Consider the following 14,750-nt stretch of genomic DNA (forward strand, 5'->3'; position numbering starts at 1 on the left):
GTGCCAACAAAGCTAGAATTATGCATTCAGCACGATAAGAATCGCCATAAAAGCAAATGCCAAAACGGGAATCGAAACCATCGACATCATAATAGCATCATAGAGGGCACCTTGACGCTCCTTCACAGTTTTGTCCGCACGACGTAAAGCACGCCATCCAAGCCAAATGGCACCAATCACCAAGCACACAAAGAAAGCAATCACAAGGCCTAAGAGGTAAAATTTAAAAATATTTAATAACATAAATCATCCTAAAGTGAGAAATAGAAAAGGCTGAGATAACATTCTCCAACCTCTAAATTCGACTAGTAATAACTGCACGATGCAGTCTCTGATTGGACACTTAGTCGCCTTTGAAACATTCAAAAGTTCCTAATCATCCTTGTGGGACTTTGACTATGGACTAAAGTATCGTCCACTCCCACTACCTTTTCTATTGTAACAAAAATCCCATCTTAAAGATATTGTTTTGAATAAGAAGCGAAAAATTCTTTTGTTCGTTCTTCTTTTGGATGGTTAAAGATTTCATCAGGTGTTCCCTGTTCAAGGATACGACCTTTTTCAAGGAAGAGCACCTTGTCAGCCACTTGATAAACAAAGTTCATGTCGTGACTGACCAAAATCATGGTTTGACCTGACTTAGCCGCATCAGCGATTGATTTTTCAACCTCACCAACCAACTCAGGGTCAAGAGCAGATGTTGGTTCGTCAAGCAAGAGCACATCAGGCTTCATTGCAAGGGCACGGGCCAAGGCCACACGTTGTTTTTGACCACCCGACAAGTGACGTGGGTAGTGATTTTCACGATTAGAAAGCCCAACCTTAGCGAGCTCTTCTTTGGCAATCTTGGTAGCTTCTTCGTCAGAAAGTTTCTTAACAATCTTAAGACCTTCCTTAACATTATCCAAGGCTGTACGACGTTCAAAGAGGTTGAACTGTTGGAACACCATGGCCAACTTACGACGAAGAGTAAGGATTTGTTCTTTGGTAATTGTTTCAAAATCTACCTTGAAATCATCAATGATAATGGTACCAGAATCAGGTTGTTCCAAATAGTTTAAGCTGCGAAGAATTGTTGATTTCCCTGCACCAGAGGCACCAACAAGAGCTACAACTTCACCCTTTTCAATGTCGATATCAATACCATCGAGAACCTTTTGACCTGAAAATTCCTTGGTCAAATTTTTGATACTAATCATTAGCGGTCACCTCCAATTCCAGAAATGTCAGTCACTTCAGGCGCCTTAATGGCCATGTGATTTTCAACTGAACGACCAATGTACTCAATCAAGATTGAGATTACCCAGTATACAAGGGCAACTGAGATATAACGTTCAAAGTAACGGTAGTCGGCACCACCCAAGATTTGAGCCTGTGCATACATTTCGACGATACCAGCACTAAAGGCAAGTGATGTTCCCTTAGTCAAACCAATCAAACTGTTAATCAAACTTGGAGTTGCAATAACTGCCGCATTTGGGATAATGACACGACGGTAAACCTGTGCTGATGTCATCCCAAGAGAACGGGCTGCTTCGATTTCCCCCGCATCAACAGCTTGAATTGCTGCACGAATGGTTTCACTCATGTAGGCTGCTTCGTTAAAGGCAAAGGCTGTAATGGCAAAGATAGCTGGTGGAATCTCATTAATGTTCCAATCTAAACCAAACTCACCATTCAAGTAACGAAGGAAGAGTGGAATACCATAGTAAGTCAACATGAGTTGTACAAGGATTGGTGTCCCACGTAAGAAGCTTACAAAAACTGCTTGAATCGGATAAAGGATACGTACTCGATTGATCTTAACGACCGCAAAGACAAGGGCCAAAATCAAACCGAAGAAAGCACCTGCAATGGTCAAGCCCAAAGTTAAAGGCAAGCGTTCCACAATCTTAGGAACAGCATCGAAGACTGCCTTCCATGAGAAGAGTTTACCAGCTGGCATCCAAGATGAAATCCACTTGAAGACAATCGTAACCAGTTGCAAAATATAACCCCAAAGAATTTCTACTAGCCAAGACAAGGGAATGGCTAAAGTAACTGCTACTGCCAAACCAACCAAACCCATGATAACTTGGAGATACCAAGGTGACCGATTAAATGCTTCTATACTCTTTTTCACAATGTCGCCCTTTCTTTCTAAAAAAGTAGGTTAGCCTAGTGCTAACCGTCCAATTATCTTATCATAAATTCTATAGTATTCATTTTAGCACGACTCAGAAAGTCTGTGAAATAGTCTTTTCTTATCATAGTGATAAGAAAATCGTATCACTGATAGCAATACCTTATTAAGACTAAGAAGATTTGAACTAATTCCTTATTTCACGAACAAAGTGAGCATAAACCGAGGCTTTCCGACGTGAGAAAAACACCTGAAACTTTAAAGTTTCAGGTGTTCGGAAGTTTTGAGACCTTAGGCTCAAAACTTAGTCATGGAGCTTCGACGAAGGTCGCTGACGTCCGTCATCACCTCAGGAAAGCCTCAAAAGAAAGCTTTGTGTTCAATTCAAAGCTGAGACAGCAGTCTCAACTTTTAACAGTCTTATTTCAAATCACTGACGTAATCGCCACCGAAGTATTCCTTGCTGAGTTTGGCAAGGGTTCCATCCTTCTTAAGCTCTTTGATACGCTTATTAACAAAGGCCTTGAGTTCCTTACCTTGCTTATCATTTGAGAATAGAAGATATTCAAGACCATCAGTCTTCATACCAATATCGTCTTTAATCTTGTTTACAGCTAGCTTATAGCCTTGATCTTTGACAATGTACTCAGACGAAATGGCATCGTAAAGGATAAAATCAATTTTTCCTTCTTGAATATGTTGAATACGTGTTGAAAGACCCGTTGAGCTAGAAGCATAGTTGATAGTAATTGGTGTCTTGTCCGCATTGGCATGGTTCCAATTTTCAAGCAACTGAGCATAGTTAGAGCCAGGAAGCACCTCTGTCGTCTTACCAGACAAATCATCTAGGCTAGTATACTTGGTACCCTCAGCACTAGTGATGGCATAGTTAGAACGTGAAATCGGATCTGAGAAACCATATTTCTGCGCACGTTCTTCATTGTAGTTGAAGTCGTTAGCCGCAATCTGATAACGTCCAGAATCCACCCCTGTCAAGATGGAATCAAAAGGTGTCGTCACAAACTTGACCTCATACTTGTCCGAATCCTTGAAAATAGCCTTGACCAAATCAATATCATAACCCTTGAAGTCGTCGCCTTTTTTGAAAGTGAAAGGCGCCGTATCAGAGTCTGTCGCAACAGTAATCGTCTGCTTTTCACCAGATGCCTTACTGTCACTCTTGTTCCCACAAGCAGCCAAAGTCAAAACCGACAAGCCAAGAATCCCTAAACCTGCAAGCCATTTTTTCATATCTATAATCCTCGATACTTTCATTAATAGTTAGTGATAACAGTTTACCATCTTCCTCCAAACTCGTCTAATAATAAAAACCTAAGTGGTGATAGAAAATGGTTATAGGGGGAATGGATACAACGAACAATAAGAAAAGAGCTGCCACTGGTGTGACAACTCTTCTCGTCCAAAAAAGCTTTCCGTACATGTTTAACATCAAATGCAATAAAACTCTACTTATCCTTACTTGATGACTTACTGCTTGAATCGCTACTGTCTTCAGGTTGATAATCTGATAAATTCTTATGGATGCGTTCAGCGTAAACAGCTCTGCTTCCTGATTCATCATGGTCAACCAAGGCTTCGGCAAGCTCTTTATAATCTTCTACAGAAATAGTCCAGTTACCCCCATCATCTTTGGTTAGCTTGAAGGTCTTTTCTAGATCATCAGCACCTGTCAAAGGTGTATAGGCCATTTCTTTATCAATATCCTTAAATTGTGTCAAATCGCCGTTAAAGTTTTCACCATAAAGGAATTTCGTTGTGAGATCTTTGGCTTTACCTTTTTCTACATCGTTGTTATCAGCTTGATTCCACTGTTTCAACTTGTCAATGTCGTTATCATAGAGACTCATAAGGAGAGTACGAACAGCAGCTGCAGCACCATAGGCACTAACAGAGCGTGAAGTAAAGGTAACTGTCGCTTCATTTCCTTTAACTTTGACATCTTTCAGCTTATAGTCCTGAATCTTACCAATCATATTACGACGGACCTTGAGGAACTTAGAAAGCACTTGGGTTGGTGTCTTAGCATCATAACCTTCAATGTATTTAAACGTATACTTGTCTTCCGGTGTATACCCCTTTTCTTCGATAGTATCTGCAACTTGTTTTTCAAAGACTTTCGTTTCAGTCCAGGCTTCGTAATTTTCACCGTAGAGTTTTGAAAAACCGTTACTAGATTTTCCAAGCATAGTATCAATTAAAACTGTCGCATCAGCCTTGGCACGTTCTGTCGGAGTTGGTGTCGCTTTTTTCTTCTCAGCTGGCTTATTGGAAGCACAAGCTACGAGAAGCAAGCAAGCTGCCAGAATCAGTCCTAAATAGGTAAGAACTTTTTTCATTAAGATTATTCCCTCATTTCTTTTAGTTACTATTTAAGATAGCATAGGTCTGATGATTCTTCAAGGTCACTTTCCAAAAGAAAAAATCAAAACTCTACTATTATAATGACTCTAAATCATCTAGGTCCAATTGCCTGCCTTCTTGATCTTCCAGACCCGTCAGCGTCACACCGAGCAGGCGAACACCGCTGCTATTTTCCTCCAATTGATCAAAAATGGTATGGGCAATTCTTTCGATGGTGTCGAAATCCTGAGTCGATTTGTCCAAGGTCATACGCTTGGTTAAGGTCGAGAAATCCGAATAACGGACCTTGATGACAATAATTCGACCAACTTTTTTATTTTTCTGAGCACTTTCAGCTACCCGCCTAGCATTCTTAGTCAACTCAGCCTTGATGTCATCTTCATTATAAAGAAGCTTGCCGTAGGTTCGCTCACTTCCGATAGATTTACGGACGCGATTGGGCCTGACAGGACTATTGGAAATCCCTCTGGCCTTTCGAAAGAGATCAAATCCAAAACGTCCAAAACGATCAATCAGCGTCATCTCAGGAATCTTCAGAAGATCGGCACCGGTGTATATTTCCATATCATGAAGACGTTCAACTGACTTTTTACCTACCCCATGAAACTTTTCAATAGGGAGCTTTTCCAAAAATTCCTGAGCCTCCTCTGGAAGCACCACCGTCAAACCAGCAGGCTTTTGAAAATCAGAAGCTAGTTTGGCGATAAATTTATTGTAGGAAACGCCTGCTGAACAAGTCAGATGAAGTTCCTGCCAGATATCATACTGGATAAGTTTAGCTACCTTAACCGCCGATTTGATACCAAGTTTATTTATCGTCACATCAAGATAGGCTTCGTCGATAGACATAGGCTCTACCAAGTCGGTATAGCGTTTAAAAATCTCACGAATCTGCATCCCTACCTCTCGGTAATGACTATAATTTCCTGAGATAAAGACAGCATTAGGACAACGTTCATAGGCTTCCTTAGAAGACATGGCTGAATGGACACCATATTTTCTAGCCTCGTAATTACAGGTTGATACCACACCACGTCCCCCTGTTTTTCTAGGGTCGTGACCGATAATAACCGGTTTGTCCTTAAGACTGGGGTCATCCCTCATCTCGACCTGAGCAAAAAAGGCGTCCATGTCAATATGGATGATTTTCCGACTGGTATCATTTATTAGAGGAAACTCTAACATGGCTCCCTGCCTCCTTTCTCAGATTTATCTCATTGTAAAGCTTTTCACATAAAACTTTGGGACTACAAAGCATTCTCCCCTTATGATACCAAAATCTACCAAAAAACAGAAATTTATAATACAGATTTGTCGTTTTCAAAACTGTATTATAAAAGAATGTCTCTAAAAACACAGTTTTAAAGTTGTGTAAGCGGTTACTGTGTGATAGAATACTTCTAGAGAATGTAACAGATAATTTTGTTACTAGAATTATAGGAGATTCAAACTATGGCAACGGTTAAAACCAACACAGATGTTTTTGAAAAAGCGTGGGAAGGCTTTAAAGGAACTGACTGGAAAGAAAAAGCTAGCGTTTCACGTTTCGTTCAAGCAAACTACACACCTTATGATGGTGACGAAAGCTTCCTTGCAGGACCAACTGAACGCTCTCTAAAAATTAAAAAAATCGTAGATGAAACTAAAGCAGGCTATGAAGCTGAAGGACGCTTCCCAATGGATACTCGTCCAACTTCAATCGCTGACATTGACGCAGGATACATTTCAAAAGAAGATGAACTTATCTATGGTATCCAAAATGATGAGCTCTTTAAATTGAACTTCATGCCTAAAGGTGGTATCCGTATGGCGGAAACTGCTTTGAAAGAACACGGTTATGAACCAGACCCAGCTGTACACGAAATTTTCACAAAATACGTGACTACAGTTAACGATGGTATCTTCCGTGCTTACACTTCAAACATCCGTCGTGCACGTCACGCTCACACAGTTACTGGTCTTCCAGATGCTTACTCACGTGGACGTATCATCGGGGTTTACGCTCGTCTTGCCCTCTACGGTGCTGACTACTTGATGCAAGAAAAAGTTAACGACTGGAATGCTATCAAAGAAATCGACGAAGAAACTATCCGTCTTCGTGAAGAAGTTAACCTTCAATACCAAGCACTTCAAGACGTTGTTCGCCTTGGTGACCTTTATGGTGTAGATGTTCGTCGTCCAGCCTTCGATACTAAAGAAGCTATCCAATGGACAAACATTGCTTTCATGGCAGTATGTCGTGTAATCAACGGTGCCGCTACTTCACTTGGTCGTGTGCCAATCGTCCTTGACGTATACGCAGAACGTGACCTTGCTCGTGGTACTTACACTGAATCAGAAATCCAAGAATTCGTTGATGATTTCGTTATGAAACTTCGTACAGTTAAGTTTGCTCGTACAAAAGCTTACGACCAATTGTACTCAGGTGACCCAACATTCATCACAACTTCTATGGCTGGTATGGGTGCTGACGGACGTCACCGTGTTACTAAGATGGACTACCGTTTCTTGAACACTCTTGATAACATCGGTAACTCTCCAGAACCAAACTTGACAGTTCTTTGGACTGACAAATTGCCTTACTCATTCCGTCGCTACTGTATGCACATGAGCCACAAACACTCTTCTATCCAATACGAAGGTGTAACTACTATGGCTAAAGACGGATACGGTGAAATGAGCTGTATCTCATGTTGTGTATCACCACTTGACCCAGAAAACGAAGAACAACGTCACAACATCCAATACTTCGGTGCTCGTGTTAACGTACTTAAAGCCCTTCTTACTGGTTTGAACGGTGGTTACGACGATGTTCATAAAGACTACAAAGTATTTGATATCGATCCAATCCGTGATGAAGTTCTTGACTTTGACACTGTTAAAGCTAACTTCGAAAAATCTCTTGACTGGTTGACTGACACTTACGTAGATGCCCTTAACATCATCCACTACATGACTGATAAGTACAACTATGAAGCTGTTCAAATGGCCTTCTTGCCAACTAAACAACGTGCTAACATGGGATTCGGTATCTGTGGTTTCGCAAATACTGTTGATACATTGTCAGCAATCAAATACGCTACAGTTAAACCAATCCGTGACGAAGATGGCTACATCTACGACTACGAAACAATCGGTGAATACCCACGTTGGGGTGAAGATGACCCACGTTCAAACGAATTGGCAGAATGGTTGATTGAAGCTTACACTACTCGTCTTCGTAGCCACAAACTCTACAAAGATGCAGAAGCTACAGTTTCACTTCTTACAATCACTTCTAACGTTGCTTACTCTAAACAAACTGGTAACTCTCCAGTTCACAAAGGGGTATACCTCAACGAAGATGGTTCAGTGAATTTGTCTAAATTGGAATTCTTCTCACCAGGTGCTAACCCATCTAACAAAGCTAAAGGTGGATGGTTGCAAAACTTGAACTCACTTGCAAGCCTTGACTTCGGTTACGCAGCTGATGGTATCTCATTGACAACTCAAGTATCACCTCGTGCTCTTGGTAAGACTCACGACGAACAAGTTGACAACCTCGTAACTATCCTTGACGGATACTTCGAAAACGGTGGACAACACGTTAACTTGAACGTTATGGACTTGTCAGACGTTTACGAAAAGATTATGAGCGGTGAAGATGTTATCGTACGTATCTCTGGATACTGTGTAAACACTAAATACCTCACTCCAGAACAAAAAACTGAATTGACACAACGTGTCTTCCACGAAGTTCTTTCAATGGACGACGCTTTGGGATAAAATAACTAAAGAGCTCGCAATAGCGGGTTCTTTTATTTTTGCCAAAAACTAGTTTTCATTATATTTTTCTAAATCTGCTATCATTTACATTTGACTTTTCATCAGATTAGCTATAAAATTAGAGCGTTTCCGTTTGGTATCTCCAAACGCTTCCTTCTCAGAAGCACCTTAGAGAAACGATACTCAATGACTGTTAAACGGATGGTTTCTAATAACACGTAGACTATCATTGTTATAAGATTAAAGAGTATAAGGAGGACAAATGAATAAGAAAAGTTTTAAGATAATTGGATTAGTCTCTCTCGTAGCAAGCACTGTCCTACTCGTAGCCTGCCAGTCTGATACAAAAAACGAATCCTCAAAGTCCAAGGACGTTCAATGGGGGTATACTGGCTCTACTGGTCCAGACCATTGGGGTGACCTTTCTAAAGATTATGAACTCAGCAAAAATGGTAAAGAACAATCTCCGATCAATATCACCGGTGCTGAGGACGTTGATCTTCCAGAACTAAACCTTAATAATCAAGAATCAGAAGCTCAAGTTGAAAATAACGGGCATACGATTGAAGTCAGCTTTAAAAATCCAAAGAATACCCTAACGATTGGTGATGATGTCTATAAATTACAGCAGTTCCATTTTCACGCACCTAGTGAGAATGAAATTGATGGTCATACTTATCCTCTAGAGGGGCACTTCGTCTATAAGACAGATAATGGGAAAATCACAGTTGTCTCGGTTCTCTATAATTATGGCGATGAAAATCAAGCCTTAAAACAAATATGGGATAAAATGCCTCAGGCGGCCAATACAGAAACTGAGCTTCCTCAGGCTATCTCACTAGATGATTTCTATCCTGAAGACAAGGACTACTACAACTTCGAAGGTTCCTTGACAACACCGCCATGTACTGAGGGTGTTAACTGGATTGTCTTCAAGAATCAAGAAACCGTTAGCAAGGAACAAGTGGAAAAATTCACCCAAACCCTTGGATTTGAAAATAACCGCCCTATCCAAGATACAAACGGTCGACAAATTAAAGAATAAAGCAAGATAAAAAGCTTGATGATAACTCCTTGCATCGGGCTTTTTTTCGTTGACAATTAGTTATAGACTTTGTTACACTTGCCCTATGATTATCAAACATACAAGAGATACACTCTCAGAAACTTACCTCGATGCCGTAGCCATCCGAAACACTGTTTTTGTTAAGGGGCAAGGTGTTCCTCGCTCCATCGAGATTGATGCGAATGAAGCCTACTGCATCCACTTTGTTCTATATGATGACAAAGGCAAGGCAGCAGCAACCGTACGCCTACTACCGAATAAAGACTTGACTCAGCTTACGCTCCAACGTATGGCGGTACTCGATGCCTACCAAGGTCAAGGTCTGGGGAGCATTCTCCTAAAAGAAGCTGAAGATTTTGCACAAGAACAAGGCTTCCAGACTATTTCTCTCCATGCTCAACTCGGTGCACTTAAGTTCTACCGCAACAATGGCTATCAAGAAGTCGGTAAGATCTTTGAAGAAGCTGGTATCCAACACATTACTGTTGAAAAATCCTTACTAAGTAAAAAAGCTTAAGCAGTTGACCTACTGCTTAAGCTTCTTCTTTTGCCGCAAATATAGGATAACCATGCTCGACAGCAAGAACTGTTACATTTTCTCTAGCTTTTAATCTCTCTGTGATTTTTTTCCAGCTACGATTTCCCATAATGATAACGATCATCGTTACCATATAAACTAAAAAAGCAGGATATCTAGCAAAGTCGGTAAATGTCAATTTTAGGGACTCCAGAATTTTCCTGAGTATAAAGGCGTAACCAATCACAATATGAGTGAGTCCACAAAAGTACCCTAAACCTATAAGCAAATACTCTATTTGAAGCTTCTTGGAACGCCTCTTGTAGAGCAACTTATAGTCTTGACCATACTTTTCAAAGACAGGAAAATGAATGTCAAACCCTCTTCTCATACGAAGGACTCTTAAATCGGGTTGGGCACGATACCCAAGGCAATGAATCAGTTTCTATAGTAGCTCTCTTATCAAAATATAAAAAGAAATAATAAGGTTAGATAACAAGCTAATAAATACCAAAACTACAAAAGAGCCTACATCTCTATCCGTCGTCAAAAAAATGATCACCACTGTAAAACACATACCACAGACAAAGAGACTACTCCCGTTAAGCATGCAAAAGAGCAGACTCAGAAACCAGGAGACAAATCTACTTTGTTTAGGTGGCTTAAGCGACCGTTGCATTATGAACTCCTTCTTCATGATTCCAATCAAAACATGGTAATTTTTGATTAACTTGGTGAGCCCTTCGTATAAGCTTCACTTTAGTCTTTATTTCTTTAGAAAAATAGGGTAAAAATACTCCTCTGAGATAACTTTTAAGTTAAAATAACGGACAAAGTGACTTTTCAGATGTATGAGCCATCTTACAGAAAAAATCAAAACACCACATAAGAGCAAGAAGAGTATATAGCCAACTTTTCCTAAGGTGAAGCTATAACCGATTAGAACGACTAAGATGATTAAGAGATAGAGTCTACCAAGAGTCGCTAGGAAATAAAGAAATTGATGTCTAAGAGAGCGCTTATCATATAGTATTTTGTAGGCATCTGTCGTTTTTTCAAAAAACACTATATATGACGTTCTACCTCGGTAATCCTCTTCTCCAAAGGGGCGGGCATGGTAACCACAGAAATGAAAAAGTTTAAATAAGATGCCATTCCACATCCTATAAAATGTCACAACCAAAAGTATGACAGCAATAACTTTTGGAATATCCACCTCTTGCCCGACCTGACCAACACCAAATAGATGCTTCAGCCATACAAATGTCACATAAGACAAGACTATCAAACATATCTTCAAAAAGATAAACAATTGTGTCGCCCCGGCACTAATCTCACCTTCTAGAGGATTAAAAGATGCCCCTCTTCTATTTTTATTTGTCAGAATGTACCAACTCCTTCTTCATTATCTCAATTAAAACATCTCTGTCCTTAATCCATTGAGCTCTCTCATCCTTGTAGTAAGTACGATTACTGAGGAAAATCGCCGCACGTTGTGCTGGGATGTTAATCAGAACAAAGGTACCTGTATAACCAGTATGAAGAATCCACTCTCCTTGAAGGTCCCAAGCGACACTACGTTCCTTGTTGGATTGGCTGATATTCTGCGTCATATTTTTAGCAAAATCATCCGTCAAATAATGGTTAACAAAAATCTCTAAGTCTTTTAAGGTTGAAAAGAGACCTGCCGACCCTGTATGTTCTTTGAGAACTCGAGCCTTGGGATCATGAACAATCCCTCCCGGAACCCCCTCAACCGTTGGAACAGCTACCTCAACTGGCCCAAACCCTGTTTCAAACATACCAAACGGTTGAAAAATCTCGGAGTCAAAGAGCTTATCCAGTGTTGTTCCAGAGACTTTTTCAAGCATCAAGCCTAGGAGAATAAAATTAATATCTGTATACAAGAAAGGCTTATCAGACTTAACTTTGATGGCATTAATAGCAGCAATCAAGCCAGCTTGGTCTAAGTCATCACGATTTGGAATAAAAGGATCAATGCCACTACTGTGAGAAAGAAGCTGACGAAGGGTTAACGTCTTATCCACTACTTCAGGATAGTAAGTCGATAGTTTCTCATCCAAGTCCAATTTTCCAGCCTGCAAGTAGAAAAGACAGAGGGTCCCAACTCCGACTACCTTGGAAACACTAGCCAGATCATAGGTCAGTCCTGGAACTACCGGATGCTTTCCATCCTGAGTTCCTAGATAATGCTCCTGCCAATCTTGTCCATCATAAAGTGCAAGGCTGGCACCTGGAAAGATGTCAGCCTTGATGTAGTCTGTAATTGTTGACAATGTTTGTTGAAAATTAGTCATTACTTTGTAAACCAAACCTCAATATTACTCATGTCAGTGAGTGCGAGCAAGTTCCCTTTGCTGTCTAGGTAACTAGAGAACTGTTCTTTTTCAAGTTTATCATGCAAGGCAACCAAGTTATAGTCTTCTGCTACCTTAAACTCTAGAATTTCCAAATCCCAAGTCTGGTCTGGACTCACTTGGAGGTCAGGACCTTCTGCTTTTTCAAAATGGATAGACAAAGGCAATTCTTCGCCAAAAAGATTATCGTAGAAGAAAGCTGCTTGGGCTGTATCAACAACGTTCAAGGTCAAAGACTCAACCGTAAAGTCTGATACTCCTTTGAAGTCTTCTTTTTCTTCAACATCTGCGTATTCAACTGTCTTGAGAGTAGATAAGTCATCTTCAGCATGCATCAAAATAAGACCATTCTCAGGTGAGATTGTTTCAAAGGCATAGCCCTTTTCCCCTTGGAAAATAGCCTTGGCTTGGTGATCATCACGCGCCAAAAGGTATTCAATCTCAAGTGGATTTGAAACTTTAATGACCACTTTATTAATTTTCTTAGGACCTTCAACAGCGCGACAACGATAAGCTGGTGACTCCTCAATCACAAAAAGTGAGTTACGGTCTGCCCAATCTGTGAAGACCGCAAGGGCATTTTCCTCAGTCAAAAGCTTAAATCCTAATGTATTTTGGTAAAAATCAATATTTTCTTGTCTGTTATTTACACGAAAAATTGGTGTATGAAACTTAAAATTCCCTGATTGCGTCATGACAACCTCCATTCTTCTCTATTTTATCCGAAAAGAGCCTGTGTGACAAGGATTTTCCTAAGAAAAAACAGGATTGTAATTTTTTCACTTTATTTCACACAAATTATGAAAGTCATTACATTATCTTCACTTTTGGGCTAGCATTTCCCTCATTTTAGAGTATAATAGAGTCTATGAAAACTCTTGTCAATAATCTGGCATTTAGACATGCCTATCAGGGATTTTTTTTACTGCTGATGATAGCTATCCCAAACATCACCTTAGGTATGACAACCTTATATAACAATCAGACTGGGTTGACCTTCACTAGCCTTGAAAGCTGGGGGATTATCGCTGTCAACCTCATTATTTTTTATATTAGCTATCTTTGGGCTAAAAGCGAAAGATTGATTCACAGCTTTAGCTTAAATCGAAAGGACATCAAAGCCATTATCTGGGGCTTTGTCATTATCTTCTTGATGGGACTTATCGGAAGTAACCTCATGTTACTGACCCACACCAACTACCATGCAGAACTTCAAAAGACCCTAACAACCATACCTATCCTACCTGTAGCGATTGGTATGATGACTACAGCCTTCCTACAAGAACTACTCTTTCGTAAGTGGATTTTCACTTGGTTGTCGCCTTATTCAACAGTAGCTGTTTTAGTGAGTTCTGGTCTCTTTTGTCTCTTCCACATGCCTACCAATCTTGCCCATCTCCTCCTTTATATCGGAATGGGTTTGGCCCTCTCTATGGTCTACCAAAAAAGAGAGAACTTATCTACAAGTATCACACTTCATGTTTTGTGGAACCTTTACACCTTAGGTGCTACAATTCTGGTTATAACTACTCCTATGTAACTGAGAATGCTTTCTCAGTTTTTTGTTGCTCTCAAAATTTTAAGCATAAAAAAATCTGAAGCTTGAACTTCAGATTTTTTTATATTGATTAAAGGTAGAGGGCTTTGAACAAGTATACAGCCAAAATCCCTGCAAGGATTGGAGCCACAACTGGGACCCATGAATACCACCATTTAGAATCACCTTTGTGCTCACCAAGAACTGATGTTGGCAAGATGTGGTGAAGAAGACGTGGCATCAAGTCACGGGCTGGGTTAAGGGCTGGTCCTGTAGGTCCACCAAATGAGAGAACCAAGGCACAAACCAAGAAACCAACACCGATGTGAGCTACAGCAAGAGATCCATTCGCCATTTGGCCTGTTACAGCTTCTTTATCATACCCATATTGGACTGCTTGTGAGACCAATTTGTGACCAAAGTAGTTATTAGTCAAGGCAAGAGCACCAAAGAAGAGAAGGAATGAACCTGCAAACTCGTTGGCAAAACCGTTAGCCCATGCACGATTACGATTTTCTGGAGTGTCGTCATGATCGTCAACTGCTGAAATCGTTGAGAAAGTACCAAGAATATTGTTTGGATTCTCAGTTTGTACATAGTAAGGTTGGTGAACCCAAACCACGATAGCTTGACCTACAAAGGCACCAAGAAGTTGTGCAATAAGGTATCCAGGAACACCCACCCATGAGAACAAGCCAGATGCAGCAAGTCCAAGTGTGAAGGCAGGGTTGATGTGGTTACCAGAAACATCACCAAACATAAGGGCTGGCATCATAACACCAAAACCATAACCAAAGGCGATTACAATCCAACCAGATTTGTTACCTTTTGTTCCCTTAAGCTCAACGTTGGCAACGGCACCATTACCAAGGGCTACAAGAAAAGCAGTCGCGATAAACTCAGTGAGGTATTTCAAGACCCATTCACTGCTGAGCGCTTCTTTTAGAAAATCATTCATTTGTCTCTTTATTTCCTTTCGATTT

The 14,750-nt window shown here is 40.4% G+C and carries 15 protein-coding genes; 4 read left to right on the forward strand and 11 right to left on the reverse strand.

Features of this window, described 5'->3' with window-relative positions:
- Positions 1 to 18 precede the first annotated feature (18 nt).
- From HMPREF3112_RS02580 to dinB, 6 genes are all read right to left on the reverse strand, one after another.
- The gene (locus tag HMPREF3112_RS02580) at positions 19 to 243 is read right to left on the reverse strand and encodes a DUF4059 family protein (protein ID WP_002884393.1); all 225 of its coding nucleotides are present in this window, start codon (positions 241 to 243) and stop codon (positions 19 to 21) included.
- Positions 244 to 455: 212 nt separating this feature from the next.
- Positions 456 to 1,199 (reverse strand): amino acid ABC transporter ATP-binding protein, encoded by a 744-nt coding sequence (locus HMPREF3112_RS02585; protein ID WP_037602492.1) that lies wholly within the window; start codon positions 1,197 to 1,199, stop codon positions 456 to 458.
- The gene (locus tag HMPREF3112_RS02590) at positions 1,199 to 1,945 is read right to left on the reverse strand and encodes an amino acid ABC transporter permease (RefSeq protein ID WP_096832659.1); all 747 of its coding nucleotides are present in this window, start codon (positions 1,943 to 1,945) and stop codon (positions 1,199 to 1,201) included. Before HMPREF3112_RS02590 ends, HMPREF3112_RS02585 begins: the two co-directional genes overlap by 1 nt.
- A 597-nt stretch (positions 1,946 to 2,542) precedes the next feature.
- A complete protein-coding gene (locus HMPREF3112_RS02595; protein WP_022495901.1) occupies positions 2,543 to 3,373 on the reverse strand; it encodes a transporter substrate-binding domain-containing protein in 831 nt (276 codons plus the stop codon).
- A 215-nt stretch (positions 3,374 to 3,588) separates the two neighbouring features.
- Positions 3,589 to 4,479, reverse strand: a complete 891-nt coding sequence (locus HMPREF3112_RS02600; protein ID WP_022495900.1) for a hypothetical protein — start codon at positions 4,477 to 4,479, stop codon at positions 3,589 to 3,591.
- A 100-nt stretch (positions 4,480 to 4,579) separates the two neighbouring features.
- Positions 4,580 to 5,689, reverse strand: coding sequence for a DNA polymerase IV (gene dinB, locus HMPREF3112_RS02605; protein ID WP_014634976.1), 1,110 nt, complete (start codon positions 5,687 to 5,689; stop codon positions 4,580 to 4,582).
- A gap of 267 nt (positions 5,690 to 5,956) precedes the next feature.
- Here dinB and pflB point away from each other — a divergent pair, with 267 nt between their 5' ends.
- The 3 genes from pflB (at position 5,957) to HMPREF3112_RS02620 (ending at position 9,852) form a co-directional block, all read left to right on the forward strand.
- A complete protein-coding gene (gene pflB / locus HMPREF3112_RS02610; protein ID WP_002891716.1) occupies positions 5,957 to 8,269 on the forward strand; it encodes a formate C-acetyltransferase in 2,313 nt (770 codons plus the stop codon).
- A gap of 262 nt (positions 8,270 to 8,531) precedes the next feature.
- Entirely contained in the window at positions 8,532 to 9,314 is a 783-nt protein-coding gene (locus HMPREF3112_RS02615; protein WP_070437886.1) for a carbonic anhydrase, read from the forward strand.
- A gap of 85 nt (positions 9,315 to 9,399) precedes the next feature.
- Positions 9,400 to 9,852 carry a GNAT family N-acetyltransferase gene (locus HMPREF3112_RS02620; RefSeq protein WP_037611921.1) on the forward strand — a complete coding sequence of 151 codons (453 nt, stop codon included), beginning with the start codon at positions 9,400 to 9,402 and terminating at the stop codon, positions 9,850 to 9,852.
- 16 nt (positions 9,853 to 9,868) lie between these two features.
- On the opposite strand, the gene HMPREF3112_RS11545 is transcribed toward HMPREF3112_RS02620, so the two are convergent.
- The 4 genes from HMPREF3112_RS11545 to HMPREF3112_RS02640 form a co-directional block, all read right to left on the reverse strand.
- On the reverse strand, positions 9,869 to 10,243 hold the full coding sequence (locus HMPREF3112_RS11545) for a hypothetical protein (RefSeq protein WP_256262643.1): 375 nt from the start codon (positions 10,241 to 10,243) through the stop codon (positions 9,869 to 9,871).
- A 375-nt stretch (positions 10,244 to 10,618) separates the two neighbouring features.
- Complete coding sequence (locus tag HMPREF3112_RS11380) at positions 10,619 to 11,122, reverse strand: hypothetical protein (RefSeq protein WP_142390725.1); 504 nt, start codon at positions 11,120 to 11,122, stop codon at positions 10,619 to 10,621.
- 103 nt (positions 11,123 to 11,225) lie between these two features.
- The gene (locus tag HMPREF3112_RS02635; protein ID WP_070437891.1) at positions 11,226 to 12,170 is read right to left on the reverse strand and encodes a serine hydrolase domain-containing protein; all 945 of its coding nucleotides are present in this window, start codon (positions 12,168 to 12,170) and stop codon (positions 11,226 to 11,228) included.
- Entirely contained in the window at positions 12,170 to 12,925 is a 756-nt protein-coding gene (locus HMPREF3112_RS02640; RefSeq protein ID WP_060971660.1) for a CppA family protein, read from the reverse strand. Before HMPREF3112_RS02640 ends, HMPREF3112_RS02635 begins: the two co-directional genes overlap by 1 nt.
- Positions 12,926 to 13,191: 266 nt before the next feature.
- Here HMPREF3112_RS02640 and HMPREF3112_RS10890 point away from each other — a divergent pair, with 266 nt between their 5' ends.
- Positions 13,192 to 13,770, forward strand: a complete 579-nt coding sequence (locus HMPREF3112_RS10890; RefSeq protein ID WP_256262644.1) for a CPBP family intramembrane glutamic endopeptidase — start codon at positions 13,192 to 13,194, stop codon at positions 13,768 to 13,770.
- A gap of 88 nt (positions 13,771 to 13,858) precedes the next feature.
- Here HMPREF3112_RS10890 and gla read toward each other — a convergent pair whose 3' ends face one another.
- Positions 13,859 to 14,725: an aquaglyceroporin Gla gene (gene gla / locus HMPREF3112_RS02650; protein WP_048674836.1), complete on the reverse strand. Its 867-nt coding sequence runs from the start codon at positions 14,723 to 14,725 to the stop codon at positions 13,859 to 13,861.
- Positions 14,726 to 14,750: the final 25 nt, after the last annotated feature.

This window comes from Streptococcus sp. HMSC10E12, from assembly GCF_001807855.1.
In the GTDB taxonomy this organism is placed as follows: domain Bacteria; phylum Bacillota; class Bacilli; order Lactobacillales; family Streptococcaceae; genus Streptococcus; species Streptococcus salivarius.